Annotated in this window: 19 protein-coding genes and 1 riboswitch; of the genes, 15 read left to right on the top strand and 4 right to left on the bottom strand. The window is 42.4% G+C overall.

Annotated elements, in window-relative coordinates; all coding sequences use genetic code 11:
* Positions 1–61 precede the first annotated feature (61 nt).
* From DH10bf12_RS01850 to sipW, 4 genes are all read left to right on the top strand, one after another.
* The gene (locus DH10bf12_RS01850) at positions 62–4,417 is read left to right on the top strand and encodes a S8 family serine peptidase (protein ID WP_471736928.1); all 4,356 of its coding nucleotides are present in this window, start codon (positions 62–64) and stop codon (positions 4,415–4,417) included.
* Positions 4,418–4,672: 255 nt separating this feature from the next.
* Positions 4,673–5,278: a TasA family protein gene (locus DH10bf12_RS01845; protein ID WP_471736927.1), complete on the top strand. Its 606-nt coding sequence runs from the start codon at positions 4,673–4,675 to the stop codon at positions 5,276–5,278.
* Positions 5,279–5,417: 139 nt separating this feature from the next.
* Positions 5,418–5,882 (top strand): hypothetical protein, encoded by a 465-nt coding sequence (locus DH10bf12_RS01840; RefSeq protein ID WP_471736926.1) that lies wholly within the window; start codon positions 5,418–5,420, stop codon positions 5,880–5,882.
* A complete protein-coding gene (gene sipW, locus DH10bf12_RS01835) occupies positions 5,872–6,456 on the top strand; it encodes a signal peptidase I SipW (RefSeq protein ID WP_471736925.1) in 585 nt (194 codons plus the stop codon). Before DH10bf12_RS01840 ends, sipW begins: the two co-directional genes overlap by 11 nt.
* A gap of 266 nt (positions 6,457–6,722) precedes the next feature.
* Here the strand turns inward: sipW and DH10bf12_RS01830 are convergent, their stop codons facing one another.
* The gene (locus DH10bf12_RS01830) at positions 6,723–6,989 is read right to left on the bottom strand and encodes a hypothetical protein (protein ID WP_471736924.1); all 267 of its coding nucleotides are present in this window, start codon (positions 6,987–6,989) and stop codon (positions 6,723–6,725) included.
* Between the two features lie 120 nt (positions 6,990–7,109).
* Between DH10bf12_RS01830 and DH10bf12_RS01825 the strand changes: the two genes are divergently transcribed.
* The 9 genes from DH10bf12_RS01825 to DH10bf12_RS01785 all read left to right on the top strand — a co-directional run bounded on the left by DH10bf12_RS01825 (position 7,110) and on the right by DH10bf12_RS01785 (position 16,160).
* Positions 7,110–7,436 (top strand): pyrophosphohydrolase domain-containing protein, encoded by a 327-nt coding sequence (locus DH10bf12_RS01825; protein WP_471736923.1) that lies wholly within the window; start codon positions 7,110–7,112, stop codon positions 7,434–7,436.
* Positions 7,429–9,858: a DEAD/DEAH box helicase family protein gene (locus DH10bf12_RS01820; RefSeq protein WP_471736922.1), complete on the top strand. Its 2,430-nt coding sequence runs from the start codon at positions 7,429–7,431 to the stop codon at positions 9,856–9,858. The genes DH10bf12_RS01825 and DH10bf12_RS01820 overlap by 8 nt, the downstream gene beginning before the upstream one ends.
* Before the next feature lie 81 nt (positions 9,859–9,939).
* On the top strand, positions 9,940–10,452 hold the full coding sequence (locus DH10bf12_RS01815) for a GNAT family N-acetyltransferase (RefSeq protein ID WP_471736921.1): 513 nt from the start codon (positions 9,940–9,942) through the stop codon (positions 10,450–10,452).
* Positions 10,453–10,687: 235 nt separating this feature from the next.
* A complete protein-coding gene (locus tag DH10bf12_RS01810) occupies positions 10,688–11,206 on the top strand; it encodes a hypothetical protein (protein WP_471736920.1) in 519 nt (172 codons plus the stop codon).
* Positions 11,207–11,218: 12 nt separating this feature from the next.
* Entirely contained in the window at positions 11,219–12,118 is a 900-nt protein-coding gene (locus DH10bf12_RS01805) for a hypothetical protein (RefSeq protein WP_471736919.1), read from the top strand.
* 16 nt (positions 12,119–12,134) lie between these two features.
* The gene (locus tag DH10bf12_RS01800) at positions 12,135–12,365 is read left to right on the top strand and encodes a hypothetical protein (RefSeq protein WP_471736918.1); all 231 of its coding nucleotides are present in this window, start codon (positions 12,135–12,137) and stop codon (positions 12,363–12,365) included.
* 129 nt (positions 12,366–12,494) lie between these two features.
* A complete protein-coding gene (locus DH10bf12_RS01795; protein ID WP_471736917.1) occupies positions 12,495–13,997 on the top strand; it encodes a spore germination protein in 1,503 nt (500 codons plus the stop codon).
* Complete coding sequence (locus tag DH10bf12_RS01790; RefSeq protein ID WP_471736916.1) at positions 13,984–15,069, top strand: GerAB/ArcD/ProY family transporter; 1,086 nt, start codon at positions 13,984–13,986, stop codon at positions 15,067–15,069. Before DH10bf12_RS01795 ends, DH10bf12_RS01790 begins: the two co-directional genes overlap by 14 nt.
* Positions 15,066–16,160 (top strand): Ger(x)C family spore germination protein, encoded by a 1,095-nt coding sequence (locus DH10bf12_RS01785; RefSeq protein WP_471736915.1) that lies wholly within the window; start codon positions 15,066–15,068, stop codon positions 16,158–16,160. Before DH10bf12_RS01790 ends, DH10bf12_RS01785 begins: the two co-directional genes overlap by 4 nt.
* An 82-nt stretch (positions 16,161–16,242) precedes the next feature.
* On the opposite strand, the gene DH10bf12_RS01780 is transcribed toward DH10bf12_RS01785, so the two are convergent.
* A complete protein-coding gene (locus DH10bf12_RS01780; RefSeq protein ID WP_471736914.1) occupies positions 16,243–16,533 on the bottom strand; it encodes a hypothetical protein in 291 nt (96 codons plus the stop codon).
* A gap of 105 nt (positions 16,534–16,638) precedes the next feature.
* Between DH10bf12_RS01780 and DH10bf12_RS01775 the strand changes: the two genes are divergently transcribed.
* Together DH10bf12_RS01775 and DH10bf12_RS01770 are read left to right on the top strand one after the other, a co-directional pair.
* Positions 16,639–16,815 (top strand): hypothetical protein, encoded by a 177-nt coding sequence (locus DH10bf12_RS01775; RefSeq protein ID WP_471736913.1) that lies wholly within the window; start codon positions 16,639–16,641, stop codon positions 16,813–16,815.
* A gap of 74 nt (positions 16,816–16,889) precedes the next feature.
* Complete coding sequence (locus DH10bf12_RS01770; protein ID WP_471736912.1) at positions 16,890–17,234, top strand: four-helix bundle copper-binding protein; 345 nt, start codon at positions 16,890–16,892, stop codon at positions 17,232–17,234.
* A gap of 60 nt (positions 17,235–17,294) precedes the next feature.
* Here the strand turns inward: DH10bf12_RS01770 and DH10bf12_RS01765 are convergent, their stop codons facing one another.
* Complete coding sequence (locus tag DH10bf12_RS01765; protein ID WP_471736911.1) at positions 17,295–18,617, bottom strand: TrkH family potassium uptake protein; 1,323 nt, start codon at positions 18,615–18,617, stop codon at positions 17,295–17,297.
* A gap of 23 nt (positions 18,618–18,640) precedes the next feature.
* Entirely contained in the window at positions 18,641–19,309 is a 669-nt protein-coding gene (locus DH10bf12_RS01760) for a potassium channel family protein (RefSeq protein ID WP_471736910.1), read from the bottom strand.
* Positions 19,310–19,359: 50 nt separating this feature from the next.
* Positions 19,360–19,503: riboswitch (cyclic di-AMP (ydaO/yuaA leader) on the bottom strand.
* Between the last annotated feature and the right edge of the window lie 240 nt (positions 19,504–19,743).

The raw sequence follows: 19,743 nt of genomic DNA, 5'->3' as shown, positions 1-19,743 counted from the left end.
GGAATTATGTGTAAAGGAGGAACGGTTTTTTCATTCAAACTAAAAATACGGGAGGATGAAAATGAAAAAGAACGCGAAAAGAAAGTTTAACAGAGTGGCAGTAATGCTAATGTGTGCGGCTTTAGTTGTACCGAGTTTTTCTGCAAGTCAGGCATCTGCCAGAACAGCGGATGTATCGACCTCTTATCTTAGCAGCACAAAAGAAATAGTAGAATCGAAGGTTGATAAAAAGTTAAATACGCTGTTCAAGGAAGATGAAATGGTTACGTTTCTTGTCAGGATGAATGAACAGGTGGATACGGCGAGTGTCGCAGTGAATGCAGATCAAGCAGCTGCCAAATCAAAAATGACTCCTTCACAGGCGGAGTTAGCAAAACGGTCGAAAATCGTAAATGAATTAAGATCCACTGCTAAAGTTTCGCAAGCGAATGTAATAGATTTCTTAGAAAAGCAGGAAAAAAACGGGAAAGCAAAAGATATTCATTCCTTTTACATCGTAAATGGTCTTGCAGTTACGGCAACTAAGGATGTAATGGAGAAAATCGCTATGCTCCCGGAAGTAGCAAGTATTGATCCGAATGAAACCCGTGCAGTGATTGATGATACCCAGACGGCAGAACCAGCCAATACCACTGAAGCTGTCGAGTGGGGTGTGGATCAAATTGGCGCACCTGCTGTATGGGATCAGGGCATTGATGGAGCCGGTATCGTCGTAGCTACGATTGATACAGGTGTTCAATGGGATCATCCAGCTCTTAAGGAACAATACCGCGGTTTCAACAATGGAGAGGTAAACCATGAATATAACTGGTTTGATCCGGTGAACGGTTCATCCACTCCAATTGATCCGGAAGGACATGGAACACATGTAACAGGAACCATGACGGGTGCAGAGTCAAATGATGCAAATCAAGTCGGCGTAGCACCGGGAGCAAAGTGGATTGCAGCTAATGCATTCGGCCCGGCTGGAGGTCAGGATATTCATTTATTGGCAGCAGGTGAGTGGATTTTAGCACCTACTGATGCGAATGGTAATCCAAATCCTGCGATGGCTCCCGATATCGTGAATAACTCCTGGGGCGGCGGACCGGGACTGGATGAATGGTACCGGCCAATGGTTCAAGCGTGGAGAGCATCAGAAATCGTACCGGTTTTTGCAGCTGGTAACACGCGCGCAGGTAACCCTGGAGGACCTGGTTCAGTTGCAGCGCCAGGAAACTATCCGGAATCTTTCGCTGTCGGAGCGACAGATGTCAATCAAAACTTAGCAACCTTCTCATTGCAGGGTCCATCTCCATATGGAACTCAGAAACCGGATGTTTCAGCACCGGGCGTTTCCATCCGCTCTTCACTTCCAGGCGGTGCATATGGTAACTACAATGGAACCTCAATGGCAGCACCACATGTAGCGGGGGCTGCGGCATTAATTCTTCAGGCTAACTCTGGTCTGTCGATTGATGATGTTGAAGACTTGTTAATGGATACAGCTACGCCAAGAACAAATGATCAATACCCAACGGCACCAAATAACGGTTTTGGAGACGGGATTATTAACGTGTTCGACGCAGTATCAGCCGTTATTTCAGGACTTGGAACCATTAGTGGCCAAGTAACAAAAGACGGCGAAGATACAGAAGCTCCGGTGATTGAACACGAGGGTCCGGCAGAGGTTTTCGCTGGAGTGCCGATCGCGTTAGAAGCAACTGTAACAGATGATATCAGTGTCACAGAAGTAACCCTTGAGTATCAAAAAGAAGACGGTACCTGGGAAGAGGTAACTGCAGCAAATACAGGAGGGAATTATAAAAACGGAACTTACAGTGCCATGATCAACGGCGAGAATGTTGTTGAAGGTGCAATGGTGTATCGCTGGAAAGCCGTAGACTTCGGTCAGAATGAAACATCAAGCGAATATTATACGGTGACAGTCAATGCTCCGCCGACCGTTGGCTATGAGCAGGATTTCGAAACGGACATTAACGGCTGGAAAATCGTTGGACCAATGCAAACATGGCAGTGGGGAACTCCTGCATCGGGTCCTGGAAGTGCATTCTCCGGTGAGAAAGTAGTAGGTACTAACTTAGCAGGAAATTATGCAAACGATTTATTCGAGGCGATTGAAACGCCGCCTTTTGCTATACCTGAGGATGGAAATGCTTATCTTCAATTTAAACAATGGTACAACATTGAAAATGGTTGGGATTTCGGTCATATCTTTATCACAGATGATGGTGGAACTTCATGGGAACTGATCGATACATTCACCGGTGTAAGTGGAGATTGGATCGATGGACAATATGATTTATCTGCCTATGCCGGGAAAACAATTACTGTTGCATTTGAACTTGAAACAGATTTTACAATTGTTCGACCAGGCTGGTATATAGATGACTTTAAAATTTCTGCTGAAGCTTTATCTTCAGTAGCAAAAGCTAAAAAAGTAAAAGACGAAGGGTCAACAAAAAATGAACGTGCACCGAAATTTGATGCGCAAAAAGTAATTGATCGAAAAAATGCAGACGCAGTGGATATGAAAACGGAAGTGATTTCAGAGGATGCTGTAACTTCTGGTCTGCCAATGAGTGCAAGAGTGACAGTGGAAGAAACAAACCGATCTGTCAATACAAATCCTGCAACTGGAGAATTTAATATGACTCATGCCGTTGGTGACTTCACGCTTGTGGCTGAAGCATACGGTTATGTACCTCAAACACAATCCATTGAAGTTGTAGAAAATGAACATACAACTGCTAACTTCCAAATGGAAGAACTTCCGACCGGCACGGTAACCGGTACAGTAGTCAATCAAGCGACTGGTGCCCCTGTAAGCGGCGCAACCGTCTACCTGATGGAGGATGCGGCCGTTACACCTGTGGAAACAGATGAAAACGGAAACTATTCGCTTACCGGCTACGAAGGAACCTATACGCTAAAAGTGGTAGCACCTAACTACTATGGCGAAGAAGTAACGATTTCGCTTGAAGGGGATATCGAACAAGATATTGAATTACGTCCATTCATCGGATTTGCTGGTGAAATCGGCTATGACGATGGAACAGCTGAAAATGCGAGAGCATTCTATGATGCTGGAAATGGATGGGCTGTGAAAATGTCCCTGGAAGAGGGTCATCATGCAGCATTAGTAACAGGCGGCTTATTCCGTTTCTGGGATACCGAGTGGCCAGTTCCTGGTGGTACTGAGTTCCAGGTAGAGATCTGGGATGCAACGGGAGCAGACGGAGCACCTGGAACGAAACTGGCTGGACCGGTTGACGGTACGGCAAAGCGTGACGGCACATGGACGCAGGTTGACTTAAGTGGCGAAGGTGTCGTTGTGGATGGAGACTTCTACATGGTTTACATTCAATCAAAAGCAAACCCTGATACACCAGGTTTAGGTACAGATGAAGATGGTCCGAATGCTGAACGCAGCTGGCAGTATGTAGCGGGAGCATGGTCACAGGTTCCGGCAGAAGAAGGAAACTACATGATCCGTGCACTTGTTGACTACGAAGTTACAGCGCCAAGCATTACTTCACCAGCAGATGGTTCATTTACAAATGGAACGTCTGTCAATGTAGAAGGGAATGCAGCGCCAAATACAGATGTCATTGTGTATAACGATGGAGAAGAAGCTGGGACGACTACAGCTTCTGAAGAAGGACAATATGAAGTTTCTGTTGAGCTGTCTGAAGGTGAAAACGTTCTGACTGCAAGAGTTACAACAGAAGCCGGAATGACAGATGAATCTGATCCGGTGACGATTACAGTGGATCAGACAGCACCTGGACTGTCCGTTACGAGTCCTGAAGATGGATTGAAAACAAATAAAGAGGCGATTACGATCACAGGAACTGTCGATGAGGAGCATCTGGATAAAGTGACCATTAACGGTCAGGATGCAACTGTAACAGATGGTTCTTTCTCAAAACGAGTACTACTGGAAAATGGTGAAAATCATTTTGACATCGTTGCAACTGACTTAGCAGGCAACTCGTCTTCTGAAGAAGTAACGGTTGAAGCGAAGTTTGACGATCTTGCCATTGATAACTTGCAGCCTGTAGAGGATGTTCACCTGAAAGCGGGAGAATCTGTGAAGATCTCCTTTGAAAGTGAAGAAGATCTGGATGCAAGCTTTGTCTTGCAGATGCCATTAACGAATTTAGGCACAAGTAATGTAACGGAGCTTCCTATTAATGAAGTAGCTCCTGGTCAATACGAAGCCTATTGGACAGCAACATCGTCTGTGATTGCCGATGGAGTTGCGATCGAGGTAACAGTGAAGGATGACTTTGGCAACGAAGCGCGTCAAATCGCTGAAGGAAAACTATTTATCAACAGCTGGTCCCCTGGAGATAAAGATCGCCCTGTGCGACCTGTACCAGGCAGACCTGATATTCCTGGCTTAACCAGATAATGATTAAAAGAGTAGGGATGGCTGTTCATCTTTCATCTCTACTCTTTCCCCCTCATTTATTTGCAGGAGAAAAAATGGTGAAAGTGAGCGATTAAATAATAAAGTGCAATTAAGTGCGGTTCGATTGTTCTTAAAATAGAATCTTAAGATCGTTATAACGTTTTAATAGAGGCTCATCCCTCAATAAGGGAGCTAAGTCTCTGACCGGTTTTAAAAAGCATATGACAAAATATAAAAACTAGAGGAGGAACTTAAATGAGTTTAATAAAGAGAATTGCAATGGGACTGGCACCGGCTGCATTAGGATTATCATTAGTCGGTGGAGGTACATACGCCTATTTTAGTGCGACCGCAGAAGCGAATGGTACTTTCGCGGTGGGTACGCTGGATTTGTCAGTAAACCCTGAAACCATTATCGAAATTGATAACATGAAGCCGGGTGACTGGATGAATCGGGTATTTTACCTTGAGAATAATGGCTCTCTTGATATTCCTGAAGTGATTTTAAACTCTTCTTACGAAGTCATTGATGCAAACGGAGATAACACCGACGATTTTGGAAAACATATGATGGTTAACTTTTTAGAGAATGCAGATAAAACAGGCCGGGCTGAGTATAACGATATCATCTTTGCCACTACTTTATATGATTTACAGAACATGGCACCAGATGCGGTAGAGAAGAAAATTGATGAATACTTTGGAGAAGGCAGCGGCTTAGAAGCAGGAACAGATGATTTGATGTTTGTTCAATTTGAATTTGTCGATAACGGTGAAGAACAAAATCAATTTCAGGGTGATACTTTATCCATCACTTGGGAATTTGTTGGGAATCAAGGGGAAGGAGAGCATATAGAGTAATTTGTTTGTACTGGTCAGGAGGGTGGGGGAACTCACCTTGCTGCCATATTTTGAAAGTCATTGAATTTTGAGCGAACGTAAATAGCACGATATTTGTGTACGCTCAGAAGTTAATTATTGATTGCATATGGAATGAGGGGTGTTTGCGATTAGTCGAAAAAAGAAAAAGCTAGCAGCCTTTAGTGTAGGCATCATCTATGCGTTGTTCGTGACCATTACATACATCAGTTCCGCTACATCCGCATACCTCACAACAGCCTCCAGTGAAAATGGATTCATTCATGCAGGGTATTGGGTGGAAGAACCTGAAGAGGAACTTGAAACAGAAGAAGCGGATGAACGAAATGAGGTAAGTAAGGAAGTCATAGAAGAAGTAACCGGGGATATGAGTGAAGAAGCAGTGGGAAAAGTAGATGGTGACACAAGTGAAGACGTGATGGAAGAAGTAGTAGAAGAAAACGCTCAAGAAGAGAGTACAGAAGAAGCAACTGAAGAAATAGAGGATGGTACGGAAGTTAAGGAACATGTAGAGGAAGAAACAAACCAGGATGACCTCCCGGATATGGAAGGAAGTGAAGGAGAAGGTGACCAAAATGGAGAATAATCGATTTTTTCTATTCGTGACTAAAGCTGTAACTGTTTTGTTTTATCTTGTGATAGGGGTCCTGATCTTCTTTATCGCTTCCTCCAGACTAACCGGTGGACCGCCGGAAGTGTTTGGCTACCAGATTAAGACGGTGCTGTCGGGGTCAATGGAGCCTGGCATTCAAACCGGATCGATTATCGCGGTCAAAACTGGAGGGGATAAGGAAAAGTTTAAAGAATACGACGTTGTTACATACATGAAAAACAGCCGTCAGTTTGTCACGCATCGCATCATCGAAGTCATAACAAAAAATGATCAAGTCATGTATCGAACAAAAGGAGATCATAACGATGGACCCGATACCTCTCTTTTGCTGCCTGATAATATCATTGCTGAATATCATGGTTTTACCATACCTTACGCAGGATACGTGATTGAATTCTCCAGATCAAAAAACGGAATTTTTGTGTTTTTTATCTTACCAGGCCTTCTATTAATCTGCCAGTCGATTGTTCAAGTAACAAGACTGATCATAAGAGAACACAAAAAGAATGTTTCGGAAAGTGTTGAAGACACGCCGAATGTGGGGTAGTAGCACTCGGTATGGGCAATCAAATGTGTCGTCACTGATCAATACGATGAAGCAGCTAGTTATATAGAAGAAATAAAGTCAGCAATGGATTTTTTAAAGAAATAGTCATCAAAAAACAGCAGTGAACGCACACTGCTGTTTTCTTTTGGATATTCAATTTTAGCAGTGTCATGAGGAACGACGCGGAGCTAGTTCTGTGATTGTTTTTTAAATGTGTGGAAGTCTTCATTATGTTCGATGTTTTTATGTAGCAGATAATCGAAATTCTAATGCTGTTCTTCGTGTTTTTTATCCTGATTTTTTAACATAGAAAGGATTGCATGTTGGTTTTCATATTCCATACGGTGTAGCTGTGAATCAATCTTATTAAACCTGTCATCAACAGCATCAAACCTGGCATCAATGGCAACAAACTTTGTATCAATTTCTATAAATTTCTCTTTAGCTTCTTCTTTAAACTCGCGCAGGTCAGTCTTAATCTCTTTCAACTCACCCTGCATGTCCTGCAAAATTGCTAGTATCTCTTTCTCCATTGTTTTCACCTCCTTATCAGTAAATCTATTATATAACGCCTCAAATGAAAAATATACTTTTGGATGAAGCTTCCTTTTGTAGGGGTTATAATAGAGAAAAACGTAGAGGAAGTGTCCAATATGCCGGTCTATAACAAACTCGTCCGCGACCTCATCCCGGATATTATTGCAGCAAGCGGGAAGTCAATGGAAACGAGAATTCTGAGTAATGAAGAGTATGTGATTGAAGTGAAGAAAAAGATGAAAGAAGAGCTGGCAGAATACCACGCCACCCAAAACGACGAAGACGCAATCGAGGAACTCGCAGACCTGCTTGAACTGATCTCTGCTGCTGCTAAGACGCATGGCGTGACGCTCGAGGAAGTGGAGGAAGCGCGAGAGGTAAAGGCTCGTGACCGGGGCGGATTTAATGAAAAAATTTATTTAGTGAGTGTGGAAGATGACTAGCGTAAAGCTGATCACTTCTCATTTAATCGATGAATTAAATCATCATATCGAACAGGCTGAGGAAATTTATCTGTTAACGGCGTTTGTGATGGATTCAGGTGTGAAAAGAATCCTGCCGTCATTAAAGAAAGCTGCTGATAGAGGAGCGGATATCAGACTGTTAACTGGTGATTATCTATGCATCACTCAACCAAAAGCATTGAAAAACCTTATTAGAGAACTACCTTCGGCTGAAGTGAGACTGTGGCAGAATGATGGGCGGTCTTTTCATCCTAAAGCCTATCTGTTCAGGTTTTCGAGTGGTGGGCATGTTGTTGTAGGGTCTTCTAACTTATCAGCATCAGCTTTAGATGGGGGTATTGAATGGAGTCTCTCTGCAGCCTCAGATCAGGAGCAATTATTCGAGCATTCTGCTGAGTCGTTTATGAACCTTTTTCAACATGAATGTACGGTTCCAGTTAATATAAAAACAATAGAACGCTATGAAGAGATATTTGATGTTTTCCATTTATCTAAAGATGTACATAAAGTCTGGACTCAATCAGAGGAAGAAGCAGTGATGTTTGGTGAGCCGGAGGACCAGGACTCTCCAGCCACTGTTTTTGAGACGTCAGTTACAGGTGAATTATCGCCAAGGGAAGCGCAAAAACAGGCTTTGCAGGCGTTAGATGAAACGATGGATCTGGGATATGACAAAGCGATGATTGTGATGGCCACTGGACTTGGGAAGACTTATCTTGCCGCTTTCTTTGCCCATCAATTTAAAAGGGTGCTTTTTATTGCACACCGTGAAGAAATCTTAAGACAGGCGAAAGCTTCTTTTGAACATGTGTCAGAAGAATGGTCAACCGGCCTTCTTACAGGCACTGAAAAACAAATGAATGTAGATGTTGTTTTCGCATCCGTTGCCACGTTATCAAGAAAGCACTATTTGGATCAATATCATCCTGAAACATTTGATTTGATCGTAGTAGATGAATTTCATCATGCTGCCGCAGTTTCATATCAGAAGATTATTAATCACTTTAAACCTGAGTTCCTGCTTGGTATTACTGCCACTCCTGACCGTAACGACGGAAAAGATGTTTTTGCCATTTGTGATGGAAATGAAGCTTATAACATGAACTTCTGGAAGGCGATTCAGAATCAGTGGTTGGCGCCATTTCATTATTATGGTGTTTACGATGAAACGGACTATTCAAAGATCAGATGGCTCAGTTCTGGTTATGATCAGGAGCAGCTTGAGCAGGTTCAGCTTAGAAAAGGTATGGCACAAAAGATTTACGCTGCCTGGAACAGACATCGTCAGACAAGAACAATAGCATTCTGTTCATCTATTAAACAGGCGGAGTTCCTTGCAGACTATTTCAGGGAACAGGGAAAGCAGGTAACAGCTCTTCATTCCAAAAGTAATACCTCAAGGCAAAAAGCAATTAAAGAACTCCATGAAGGGGTGCTGGACGTCATTTTTACAGTAGATCTATTCAATGAGGGTGTTGATATCCCGCCGGTGGATACATTGTTATTTGTCAGACCGACTGAATCACTTACGATTTTTACTCAGCAATTAGGCAGAGGATTGCGCTTGTTTGAAGGGAAAAGTCATTGTACCGTCATTGATCTGATTGGAAACTACCGGAATGCAGATGTAAAACTGAAGGTGTTTGATCAGGATCCTTCAAGCTTTGAAAGAGATCATAAAATAGTGATTCCTGACATGCCTCAGGGCTGTAAAGTAGAGCTTGAAACAAATATTATAGATCTCGTAAAAGAAATGGGTAAAAACAGGCTTCAGGTCAGAGACAGGCTGATGAATGAGCTTGATGAACTGACACTTGAACTGGGAGAGAGACCAACTTATTTACAGTTTCATAGAATGGCTTCCATCCCAAGTATTTTCGTAAAAAGAACATTTGGCTCGTACGTATACCTGCTTAAAAATGCAGGGAAGCTGACAGATGCTGAAGAGAAGACAGCTGATCTTTATAAAGACTGGTTTATAGAAGCTGAAAAAACAGGGATGGTCAAAAGCTATAAAATGATTGTGCTGCTCGCCATGCTTGAACGGGGTTCTGAAAACTGGTATAAACCTGTCACAGCTGAAGAGATTGCTTATTCGTTTCATCATTACCTTACTGAAAAAAAGTATAGAAAAGTTATTGATTTCAGTGACAAAAAGGGTAAGTCATTATGGGAGTATGATGAGAAAAAGGTTGCCAAACTGCTTAAAGACATGCCGCTTTCTAAATGGTCCGGTTCTTCTGGTGGAATTGTAAAGTTTGAAGATAAAAAGTTTTGGTTTGATATACCGGAACCTGCTGAAGCTCTTCGGAAAGAATTATATGAATTAACCAAGCAGATCTGTCATTACAGACTTGAAGAGTATTTTGAGAAAAAAGCATCAAAACCTAAAACTAATTAACTTGTTTGAAAGGATTTCCAAAAGTAATCCAGAATATATAGGTATACAATTCTCAAACTCATATAATCACGGAGGTGCCCAATGAATATCAGAAAAGCAACACTCAAAGATGCTGCGGGAATCGCAAAGGTGCAGGTGGACACATGGAAAACGACGTACAGAGGAATGGTGCCGGATGATTATCTGGACCACATGTCTTATGAGCGCAGGGAAGAGATGTGGAGCAAGATTATCGGAGATGGACAGGCTGTGTATGTGGCTGAGGAGCATGGTGAGATTGTCGGGTTTGCAAATGGCGGGGAAGAGAGAAGTAATAAGTATTCCGGTTACGACGGTGAGTTGTTTGCGATTTACATACTGGAATCTTATCAGCGGCAGGGGCTTGGCAAAAAGCTGATGGCACCTCTGGTGGAAGAATTGAAAGGTAAAGGGCTGACTTCAATGATTGTCTGTGTCCTTGAGAAGAATGATTCTAAGCGGTTTTATGAGGTGCTTGGCGCAGAGAAGGTTGATACGGTGAAGATTAATTTTGGTGGGAGAGACCTGAAGGAAGCTGTGTATGGTTGGAAGGATCTTGGGCAGGTGAAAGTATAAAATAATTGTGAAGCCATTTATTTAACGGTTACAAGCCGTTGATAAATGGCTTTTTTAGTTCAATAACCAATTTTTTGAATATAAATGTTAAACTTAAACTACTATTCTATTAAATTTTAATTTTTATTTATAAGATTATCGATTGTTACAAAGGTAATCTGCCAGTTTTGCTATATCTTTTATAAGTTAAATGAAAACGCAAATAACTTACAAGCTAAACCAGGGAGTGAACTAGATGAACGATCAATTCGTACTTGGCCTTGTCATTGTTTCAGCACCAAAGTCTTTACTGACAGATGAAGGATTTGAAAACGTGCGTGTATTTACCGCAGCTGATCTTGAAGCGCACTTTGGTGCAAAGGGGTCTCTACATTTTGACAGAGGTGAAGATAATCTTTTATCAGGACACGGGAAAGCGGGCTTTGCCTACTGGACGAAACTGTTTGCGCTGACTGAAGAGGAGATTGAAGAAACGAACTGGGATCATAACGAGGCTTTGCATGTGTTGATCAAAAAGTTGAGGACGTTTGTGCGGACGAACAGGCTCACTTTAGCGAAATGGCACGAATTTAATGAGCAGTTTGATATCGTCAGCCCTTGGTGCGTGCAGTTATTTACGCCGACCGCGCCACCGATGATTTTTAACCTTGGGATACAGGACATGAAGTGGCTTGCTACGATGGAAATGGAGTTCAGTTTCTGGGCGCGACGTGAGCAGTGGATGGATCTTGTGATGGGAGCCGCAGAGAAGTAAGGGAGTGCTGATATGAGGAGTATTACTTTAGAAAAGTGGAGTGATATGAAAACTCCAAAGGCAGTTGCATACCCGATTGCTGTAACGCGTGATCAACGGGTGCTGATGATTGAAGAGGATCTGCATCAGTTTAATGGTGTCGATTCAAGCACGCATCGAGGTGGCTATGTGGTGAAGATCATTGACGGGAATGAGGGCACGCATTTTACAGCGGCTGATTTTCCGTTTGTACCGGATAGACTGGATATGTTTACAGATGGAACAGTGCTGCTCGCATCAAGCTTCTGCTGGCGGAAGAATGACTGGGTACAGAAGAATGCACGGAGATACAGTGCGGATGGTGAGTGTCTGGATGAATTTGTGCTTGGTACCGGCCTGTCAGGTGTTGCAATTGATGATGAAGATACGATCTGGGTAGCTTACCACGAGGAAGGTGTATATGGAAATCACGGCTGGCACTATAATCCGATCGGCAGTGCCGGGCTTGTGGCATTTTCTCAAACTGGCCAGATTCGATGGGAAGCAAGAAAGTATAATATTCATGAAATGGGCTCAATGAATATACAGGCTGCGGAACATATCTACATCAACTATTCATTGTTTTCAAATCTTGTTCATTTAAACCATTTTGATGAAGTCAGAAAGGTAAAGCTGCCCGACCATATGCTGCTTGGGCCTTTTACTATGCTCAGTCCTGACGTAATATTTGAAGCCGGCTGTCACCCGGGACAGGCGCGTCTTTTGTTAAACGGCAGGTGGGGATTTGAGACCAAAGAGCGATTCCAGATGATTGATGCTGCAGGTAACAAGCTGGATGGTAGAAACATCATGCGTGGCAATGCGCTGTTTGTCTTTACAGACACCGGTATCTACAAAAAAGACATAACGCTTGATTTGCTGAAGAAAACTTAAGCATGGAGGGGTTCCGATGAAAGTCACTGCCTACATCCTAGTCGCACTTTTCACCAGCCTATTCATTGCAAGCTTCATCATCGGTCCATTCCCAATACCCGGCATCTTTTATCTGCTGCCGGCGATCTTTGTTCTGACGACTATGCAGCTGTTTGAAAAGGGAAAGAACAGAGAAGGGTATATCAATGGATTTTTTACAGCAGTGTTTGCAGGCATAGCAGTACTCAGTTTTATCATATATACATAGCATGATGACCAGACACCTGACCACCAGCCGTCAGGTGTTTTTCTGTGTCTGTGGATCAATTAAAAGTCTGATAGTCATGTATATATTTACTCAAAAGTGTTCAAGATTAATAAAAATGGGGGTGAGGGTGTGGGAGGGAAGCCATTCCAGCGCAAGGATCGAGTGTTTCAGTGTACCGATATAAATGAATTTAAGGAACAGCTGCTGTTTCAATTAGGGAATACAGAGGATCTGGTTGTATTATCTGTGTACGGTCATGCTGCTGAATCTCAGTCGTTAATCATCTATATTGAATCACTTGTTGATCAGGTGAGGCTGGAGGAGATCATTGAGTGGTCAGGTGAAATGAAGTGGCTGACAGATGATCAGGTCATGAGCAGCAAAATACAATTTTATGAGGAAACGATCTCATTTAAGCAGCTTGTGAAAAATTTGCTGGATGGAGAAGCGTTCATCGTCATGCCTGAAAAAACTGGTTGGAAGATGAAAGGGATTACCATACCAAAGGAGCTTTCAAGAAGTATTGAGGAACCGAAAAATGAACAGGTGATCCGCGGACCCCATTATGGAATGAATGAATCGCTCAGCAACAATATATATTTACTCAGGCAGCGCTTGAAATCGCCTCATTTAGTCGTCAAGTATTATCAAATTGGTAAAGAGTCTAACACAAAGGCTGCACTGATTTATGTGGAAAATGTAGCAAACCAAATGATTGTTGAAGAGTTTATCAGAAGAATTGAAAGTATTGATACAGATGTGGCTCATAGTGTAGGTTTCCTTGAAGAAATGGTTGAGGATAACTGTTTCTCTCCATTCCCACAATTTCTCATAACAGAAAGACCTGACCGCGTAACAGATAACCTTGCTGAAGGGCGAATTGCATTTATGCTGAATGGCTCGCCAACTGCATTAATTGGCCCGGCTTCTTTCTTTTCATTCTATCAGTCTCCGGATGATTATAATGGACGATTCATTATTGGTACGTTTTACAGATTGCTGCGACTGGGGAGTTTCATTGTGGCGCTGCTGCTTCCGGCGTTTTATATCGCCATTATCAGCTACCATTTTGAAGTGATTCCGGAAACGCTGACACTTCCGGCCAAAAGAGCAATCGAAGATATTCCTTATCCACCGCTCGTTGAAGCATTGATTATGGAAATTACAATTGAGCTGATCAGAGAAGCAACGGTCAGGCTGCCTTTTCCCGTTGGACAAACGATCGGGGTTGTAGGTGGTCTGGTCATTGGGGATGCTGTAGTGAATGCGGGCTTTGTATCTAATATCATGGTCATTGTTGTCGCGTTGACTGCCGTTTCTTCATTCGTTGTACCTTCTGTTGAAATGAATGCAACAGTACGTATTTTAAGATTCCCATTTATGATCATGGCTACATCCTTTGGATTTTACGGGATTGCTGTTGGACTGGCGATATTGCTGATTCATCTGATCCGGTTAGAATCCCTTGGTGTTCCTTATCTCACACCAATTGCACCGTTTCATAAGTCAGGTCTCAGAGATTCTCTATTCCGGCTTCCGACCTGGCTTCAGAGCACCAGACCTGCAGGAACACTGACACTCAACAAAGTCAGACAGGGCTTTTCAAAGAGGTGGCAGCATGCAAAAAAATAATGAGGTCACTGGCTGGCAATTATTTTTCCTGATTATCCAGACGCAGATTGGGGTAGGTGTCCTTTCACTGCCAAAAGACATTTCGGCAGAAGCAGGACATGATGCCTGGATTTCTTTAATATTCGGCGGAATAATCGTTCAGGTTCTCCTGCTCTTATTTCTATGGCTGCTGCTGAGGGCAGGGGAGGTCAGCTATTTTGACATGATGATCAAGTCATTTGGCAAATTAGCGGGTAACTTCCTGGTTTTTTGCTACTTGATCTATATTCTATACATTCTGACTGTCTCGAACCTTTCTTTTACAAAGGTTTTATCAGACTGGATCTACATGGATACCCCCAAAGAACTGCTGGTGATCCTGTTTCTGATTCCGGCTGCTTATTGCGCAGGAAGTAAAATTATTCATATCGCAAGGTTTTCTATGATCGTATCCTGTCTGCTGCCGGTGATGATCATCCTATTAATTCCTGTATACAGTTCGCCGGAATACATTCACCTGTTTCCAATAGGATCCGAGGGGATGCCTGCAATTCTAAGGGGGCTTGAGGCATCTATGCTGGCTTATATAGGTTTTGAAGCTTTTTTATACTTTAGTAAGTATGTGAAAAGCAACCGGGAGAAAGAATTGAAAAAAGCAGTATGGGCAACGTCGTTTGTTCTGTTTTTTTATTTATTTCTGATCATTTCAACACAGCTCTACTTTCACCTGGAGGAAATTCTAGTCGTGCCGTATGCAGTTTTATACATTTTAAAGTCACTAAGCTTTGTGATTATTGAGCGTATTGACCTGATCTTTATTACACTCTGGATTGTTGTGGCGCTTACGTCGTTTATTAACTATTTGTTTGTAGCTGCAGAAGAAACCAGGCTGCTGTTCAATCTGAAAAGTCATCAGCGTGTCATCATGGTGATCGTGACCAGTGTATTTGTGATTTCCCTGTTCATTAACGAAAAGCAGTCCATTATTAAGCTGCAAAGTCTGGTGCCATATGCGGCAGTTATTTTTACAGTCATTCTTCCACTGGTTACTTTATGTACTTATCTGTTATTTAGAAAGGGGCATACGACATGAGGAAACGGTCTGTGCTATCAATCATGATCAGCAGCCTTATACTCTCAGGCTGCTGGGATCAAAACCTTTTAAAAGATGTACAGCTGATCTATACAGCCGGATACGACCAGACAGAGAGTGGGGCAGTGATGGCTACAACGCTTGCTCCGCCGATTGAACAGACAGATCAGGTAAATGAAATTTCTGTGACTGGTCACACAGTGCGTGACTCCATGCTTGAGATGGATCTGATGATCGCTGAGTATGCAGATTTCTCAAAACTTCAGACGGTCATCCTCGGAGACGATCTGGCTACAGAGGAGATATATTCATTTCTTGATGAGATGTATAGAAACCCGAAGCACAATCTGCATGCACGAGTTGCAGTAGCAGATGGAGCAGCGCATGAATTATTATCTCAACAAATTGAGACGCAGAAAAATAAATCAGAGTACTTTAAGGGACTGCTGGAAAGTTCTGAACTGACAAGTGTGACCCCATACGTTTCCTTACAGGACGCGTGCACCATTATTTTCAATCCGGAAAAAGACCTGTACCTGCCTTATATTACTTATAAAGAGGAAGAAAAGCGTGCAAAGGTAGCCGGTATTGCACTATTTCACAAAAATCGCTTTACAGGAGAGCACTTGGACCCTGAGGAAAGTGTGATCTTTAACATTTTAAATAATGACACAGAGGAATTGGTCAGGGTTACCCGTCGTGTCCATATTGACAGGGAACTTGAGGTTGAGAATTGGCTGACAGCGGAAATCAAAGAGTCAAAAACCCGTATGAAAATCAGCAAAGATCTGAAAAGCTGGGAAGCGAAAGTTAAACTGGAGATCGTCATTACTGAATATGGTCAGAATAAAATCACGAAGGAAAAAGAGGCGGATCTGCAAAAGCGGCTAAAAGAGATTCTCACAGAAGATATCGAACATGTTATGACAAAATTACAGGACTCACAATCTGATGTATTTGGTCTTGCGCACCGTGTCTCAGCTTTTAATGCTGAGCGGTGGAACCCTGATACATGGGATGAAACTTATCAGGCACTTCAGATTCAGGCGAAGGTTGATATAAAAGTAATGGGTACGGGCATTATAGAATGAGGACCTGGATGCCAGGTCCTCAGTTTGTATCAATGACTTTATCAGCTTGATTGAAAGCTCTTACTTCTCAAATGGTGGGCAATTATTGTTCCTTCAATTTAAAAGTATCTACATACTGCTTCGCCTCAACAAGTGAAAGACCCTTTGTTTCACGGACTCTTTTGACAGCCTGCACGTCTTTTCCCTGATGAGTTAGCTCTCTTAGCTCCTGGTGCAATTCCTGGTAAAGTTCTTCATCTGTCACATCCGTATGCGCAGACAGCTGCTCTACTTTATAATCTAATGTTTTCACTCGCTGCTCGAGCCTGAAAACCGTAGATAGCAGATAAACAACAGCAGCCAGCGTGATGATCTCGATCAAATTGAATTCCATATTTCTACCTCCTGACAATATCATTACATTCAATATAACATTTCCAATATTCGGATTGACACCATTTATAGTAAAAAACGTTCGCATTGAAAAGGAATAAAATTGATGGAAGATCAAGTCGTTATGAGGATGAGACACTTAGGCCTCATTTTTTGGATGGTTATTGATGGCGCGATCTTCTTCACCAGTGGCAGTAAGCCTAGCGGGTACTTTGATCGTTCATTGGTATTTGACATTGAAACAACATACATTGACTGCGTTCAATTAAATGGTGTCTCATGAGCAAATGAATAAAATCCGGTTGTTTAGTAAATCTTACTTTTGTAATAAAATTTATTAAAGTGAGGTTCTTAATCATGAGTGTAGTCACGAGTACAAACGAAAAATTTCAAGCTTGTATTGATGCTTGTTCAAAGTGTGCGCAGGCATGTTATGAATGCTTCAGCGCGTGTCTGAATGAGCCGGATTTGAATGCCCGTAAAAACTGCGTAAGCATACTTGTGGAATGTGCAATGATGTGTCAAATGTCTGTTTCAATGATGGCGATGAATGGACAGTTTGCTAAAGAACATTGCGAACTATGCGCAACAATTTGTGAGCGCTGTGCACAAGAGTGTTCAATGTTTAAAGATACCCATTGTCAGAAATGTGCTGATATCTGCCGTATGTGTGCAGAAGAGTGCCGAAAAATGACTGCTTAATCTACTGAAATTAGTAAAAACAAGCAATAAAAGAGCGGAGAAATCCGCTCTTTTAATGTATTACCCGGTATACACATCTTCTTTCGCATACTTCACTTTATCCGGCTTTGTCGTCGCCAGTGAGAACGCAAGTGTAATCGGCCCGAGTCTGCCGAGAAACATGAGAATCATCACAATGACTTTACCTGGATCACTTAAGTCTCCCGTAATCCCCATTGACAGTCCCACTGTACCGAATGCGGAAAACGTCTCAAATGCCAGTAGCAGGAATGGCATATCCGGTTCTGTTATGGTTAATAAGAACAGAGTGACGAATACAGCTGCAAGGCCGACCACTGTAATGGCAAAGGAGCGAATGACAATATCCCGTTTAATTGTCCGGTTCATCAGTGTAACCTCACTGCGATTCTGGAGGTAGCTGATCACAGCGACAATCATCACAATTGCAGTTGTCAGCTTAATTCCGCTCGCTGTTGACCCGCTTCCTGCCCCGATAAACATCAGTACCATCATCAGCAGTAAAGAGGGCGTTTCCATATCCCCAATATTCAGCGTGTTAAATCCGGCGGTCCTCGTTGTGACAGCCTGGAAATAAGATGTCCATATTTTATCTAACAATGACAGCGGTCCAATGGTATTCGGATTGCCATATTCAATAAAAAAGATGAGCAGGAATGCCACAACATTAATGACAAGCGTGCCAATAATCATGAGCTTGGAATGCAGGGCGAGCTTTCTGAAGATCGGCTGATTCTTCACATCAATGAGGACAGTAAAGCCCAATCCTCCAAGAATAAACATGCCTGTAATCACCAGGTTCACAATCGGGTTCCCGGCATAACCCATCAGGCTGTCAGACCATAAAGAAAATCCGGCGTTATTAAAAGCTGAGATTGAGTGGAATAAGCTTGTATATAACCCGAATGCCCATCCATATTCAGGCACCCATACAGTAGCGAGTAACAGCATTCCGAACAATTCGATCAGAATTGAAAAAATAAAAAGCCTGATTGCCAGTCTGATCACGCCACCAATGGCAGTCTGATTCAAGGCCTCCTGTAAAAGCAGTCTTTCCTTCAAAGAAATTTTCTTACCCAGAATCAGAATCACCAATACGGCAAATGTCATAAAGCCAAGACCGCCAATCTGTATCAGTAACATGATGACAACCTCACCGAACACAGTGAAAATGGTTCCTGTGTCCACTGTAACCAGGCCGGTAACAGTGGTGGCTGAGGTAGCCATAAAGAAAGCGTCAATCCATTGAATGCCTTCTTCTGTTGCAAAAGGCAGCTTCAGCAGTAATGTGCCAATCAAGATCGTAATCGCAAAACCTCCCATTAAAAACTGGGGAGGGGTCAATGTGAATGTTCGTTTTTTCATGCGGTACACCTCCAAATCCCAATTTAAAAAGCAGTGTTTTCAAATCGTTCCAGATCAGATTTGTGACCCATGACAACGAGTATTGTACCCCGCCTGATGAGATCATCGGGAGAGGGGGCAATATTCACATGATCATTGTTTTTATAAGCAAGAACCGTTACACCATACCTGGCTCTGATATCCAGTTCGGCTAATGATCGGTTGTTCATTTTTGAAGTAGCGAGCAGTTCCGCGATGCTGTATTCCTCTGACAAATCAATGAAGTCAATTAACGTATCTGAAGACAGGTTATGAGCGACTCGTTTTGCTGTCTCGTATTCAGGGTGAACGATCACATCAGCCCCGATCTTTTCAAGTACTTTATGGTGATAATCATTTTGGGCTTTTACGACAACTTTCTTTATTCCCAGTTCTTTTAATAATAGTGTAGTCAGCACACTCGCCTGAATGTCATCTCCAATCGCGACGATGACCTCATCAAAGTTTCGGATGCCTACGTTAATCAAGGATCTTTCATCCGTACTGTCAAGCTGAACCGCATGAGTGGAATATTGACCGTATTCTTCGATTCTATCTTCTGACAGATCGATCGCCATAACCTCGTGTCCAATTCCATATAACTCTTTGCAGATGCTGCCGCCAAAGCGGCCTAACCCAATGACTGAAAATTGCTTTTTGACCATTTCCTTCACTCCTTTTGAATGTAAAAAAACCACATCACAAAGAAATGGTCATGATTAGACCTTTCTCTCCTTAACGCTTACGGGGTTAGCTGTCGGATTAGGGACTGAAGAGTATCCCTTCTTTCAGATGAAAGATTCACCCCTGAGACCAATTGGTCAGTAAAATGGGTCCCCCGCACAATATGTTTCAGCGATTTAAAGGCAGTTATGTGATTGATAGATAGAATCTACTCCTCTTGTTAGAACTTGTCAATATATTCTATTAATCACCGAAAAGTCAGAAAACTAATAATGTAATGCATCAAGTGTTTTGATCAACTCGTCTAACATTCTACTATATAATCTTTTCAGTTTATAAGACAAATTAATCTCTTATTATCAGTTGGACAGTGGAATCCTTCACCCATAGCTCAATTCTTATTTTAAATGTCACATCTGCCAAC

The sequence above is a fragment of the Jeotgalibacillus sp. 10bf12 genome (assembly GCF_055597105.1).
The sequence above is the reverse complement of the archived record's forward strand: the minus strand, read 5'-3'. Positions and strand labels throughout refer to the sequence as shown.

Coding starts and splice junctions, on each gene's coding strand:
- DH10bf12_RS01850 (WP_471736928.1), top strand. CDS start 62: ATGAAAAAGAACGCGAAAAGAAAGTTTAACAGAGTGGCAGTAATGCTA.
- DH10bf12_RS01845 (WP_471736927.1), top strand. CDS start 4,673: ATGAGTTTAATAAAGAGAATTGCAATGGGACTGGCACCGGCTGCATTA.
- sipW (WP_471736925.1), top strand. CDS start 5,872: ATGGAGAATAATCGATTTTTTCTATTCGTGACTAAAGCTGTAACTGTT.
- DH10bf12_RS01830 (WP_471736924.1), bottom strand. CDS start 6,989: ATGGAGAAAGAGATACTAGCAATTTTGCAGGACATGCAGGGTGAGTTG.
- DH10bf12_RS01825 (WP_471736923.1), top strand. CDS start 7,110: ATGCCGGTCTATAACAAACTCGTCCGCGACCTCATCCCGGATATTATT.
- DH10bf12_RS01820 (WP_471736922.1), top strand. CDS start 7,429: ATGACTAGCGTAAAGCTGATCACTTCTCATTTAATCGATGAATTAAAT.
- DH10bf12_RS01815 (WP_471736921.1), top strand. CDS start 9,940: ATGAATATCAGAAAAGCAACACTCAAAGATGCTGCGGGAATCGCAAAG.
- DH10bf12_RS01810 (WP_471736920.1), top strand. CDS start 10,688: ATGAACGATCAATTCGTACTTGGCCTTGTCATTGTTTCAGCACCAAAG.
- DH10bf12_RS01805 (WP_471736919.1), top strand. CDS start 11,219: ATGAGGAGTATTACTTTAGAAAAGTGGAGTGATATGAAAACTCCAAAG.
- DH10bf12_RS01800 (WP_471736918.1), top strand. CDS start 12,135: ATGAAAGTCACTGCCTACATCCTAGTCGCACTTTTCACCAGCCTATTC.
- DH10bf12_RS01790 (WP_471736916.1), top strand. CDS start 13,984: ATGCAAAAAAATAATGAGGTCACTGGCTGGCAATTATTTTTCCTGATT.
- DH10bf12_RS01785 (WP_471736915.1), top strand. CDS start 15,066: ATGAGGAAACGGTCTGTGCTATCAATCATGATCAGCAGCCTTATACTC.
- DH10bf12_RS01780 (WP_471736914.1), bottom strand. CDS start 16,533: ATGGAATTCAATTTGATCGAGATCATCACGCTGGCTGCTGTTGTTTAT.
- DH10bf12_RS01775 (WP_471736913.1), top strand. CDS start 16,639: ATGGAAGATCAAGTCGTTATGAGGATGAGACACTTAGGCCTCATTTTT.
- DH10bf12_RS01770 (WP_471736912.1), top strand. CDS start 16,890: ATGAGTGTAGTCACGAGTACAAACGAAAAATTTCAAGCTTGTATTGAT.
- DH10bf12_RS01765 (WP_471736911.1), bottom strand. CDS start 18,617: ATGAAAAAACGAACATTCACATTGACCCCTCCCCAGTTTTTAATGGGA.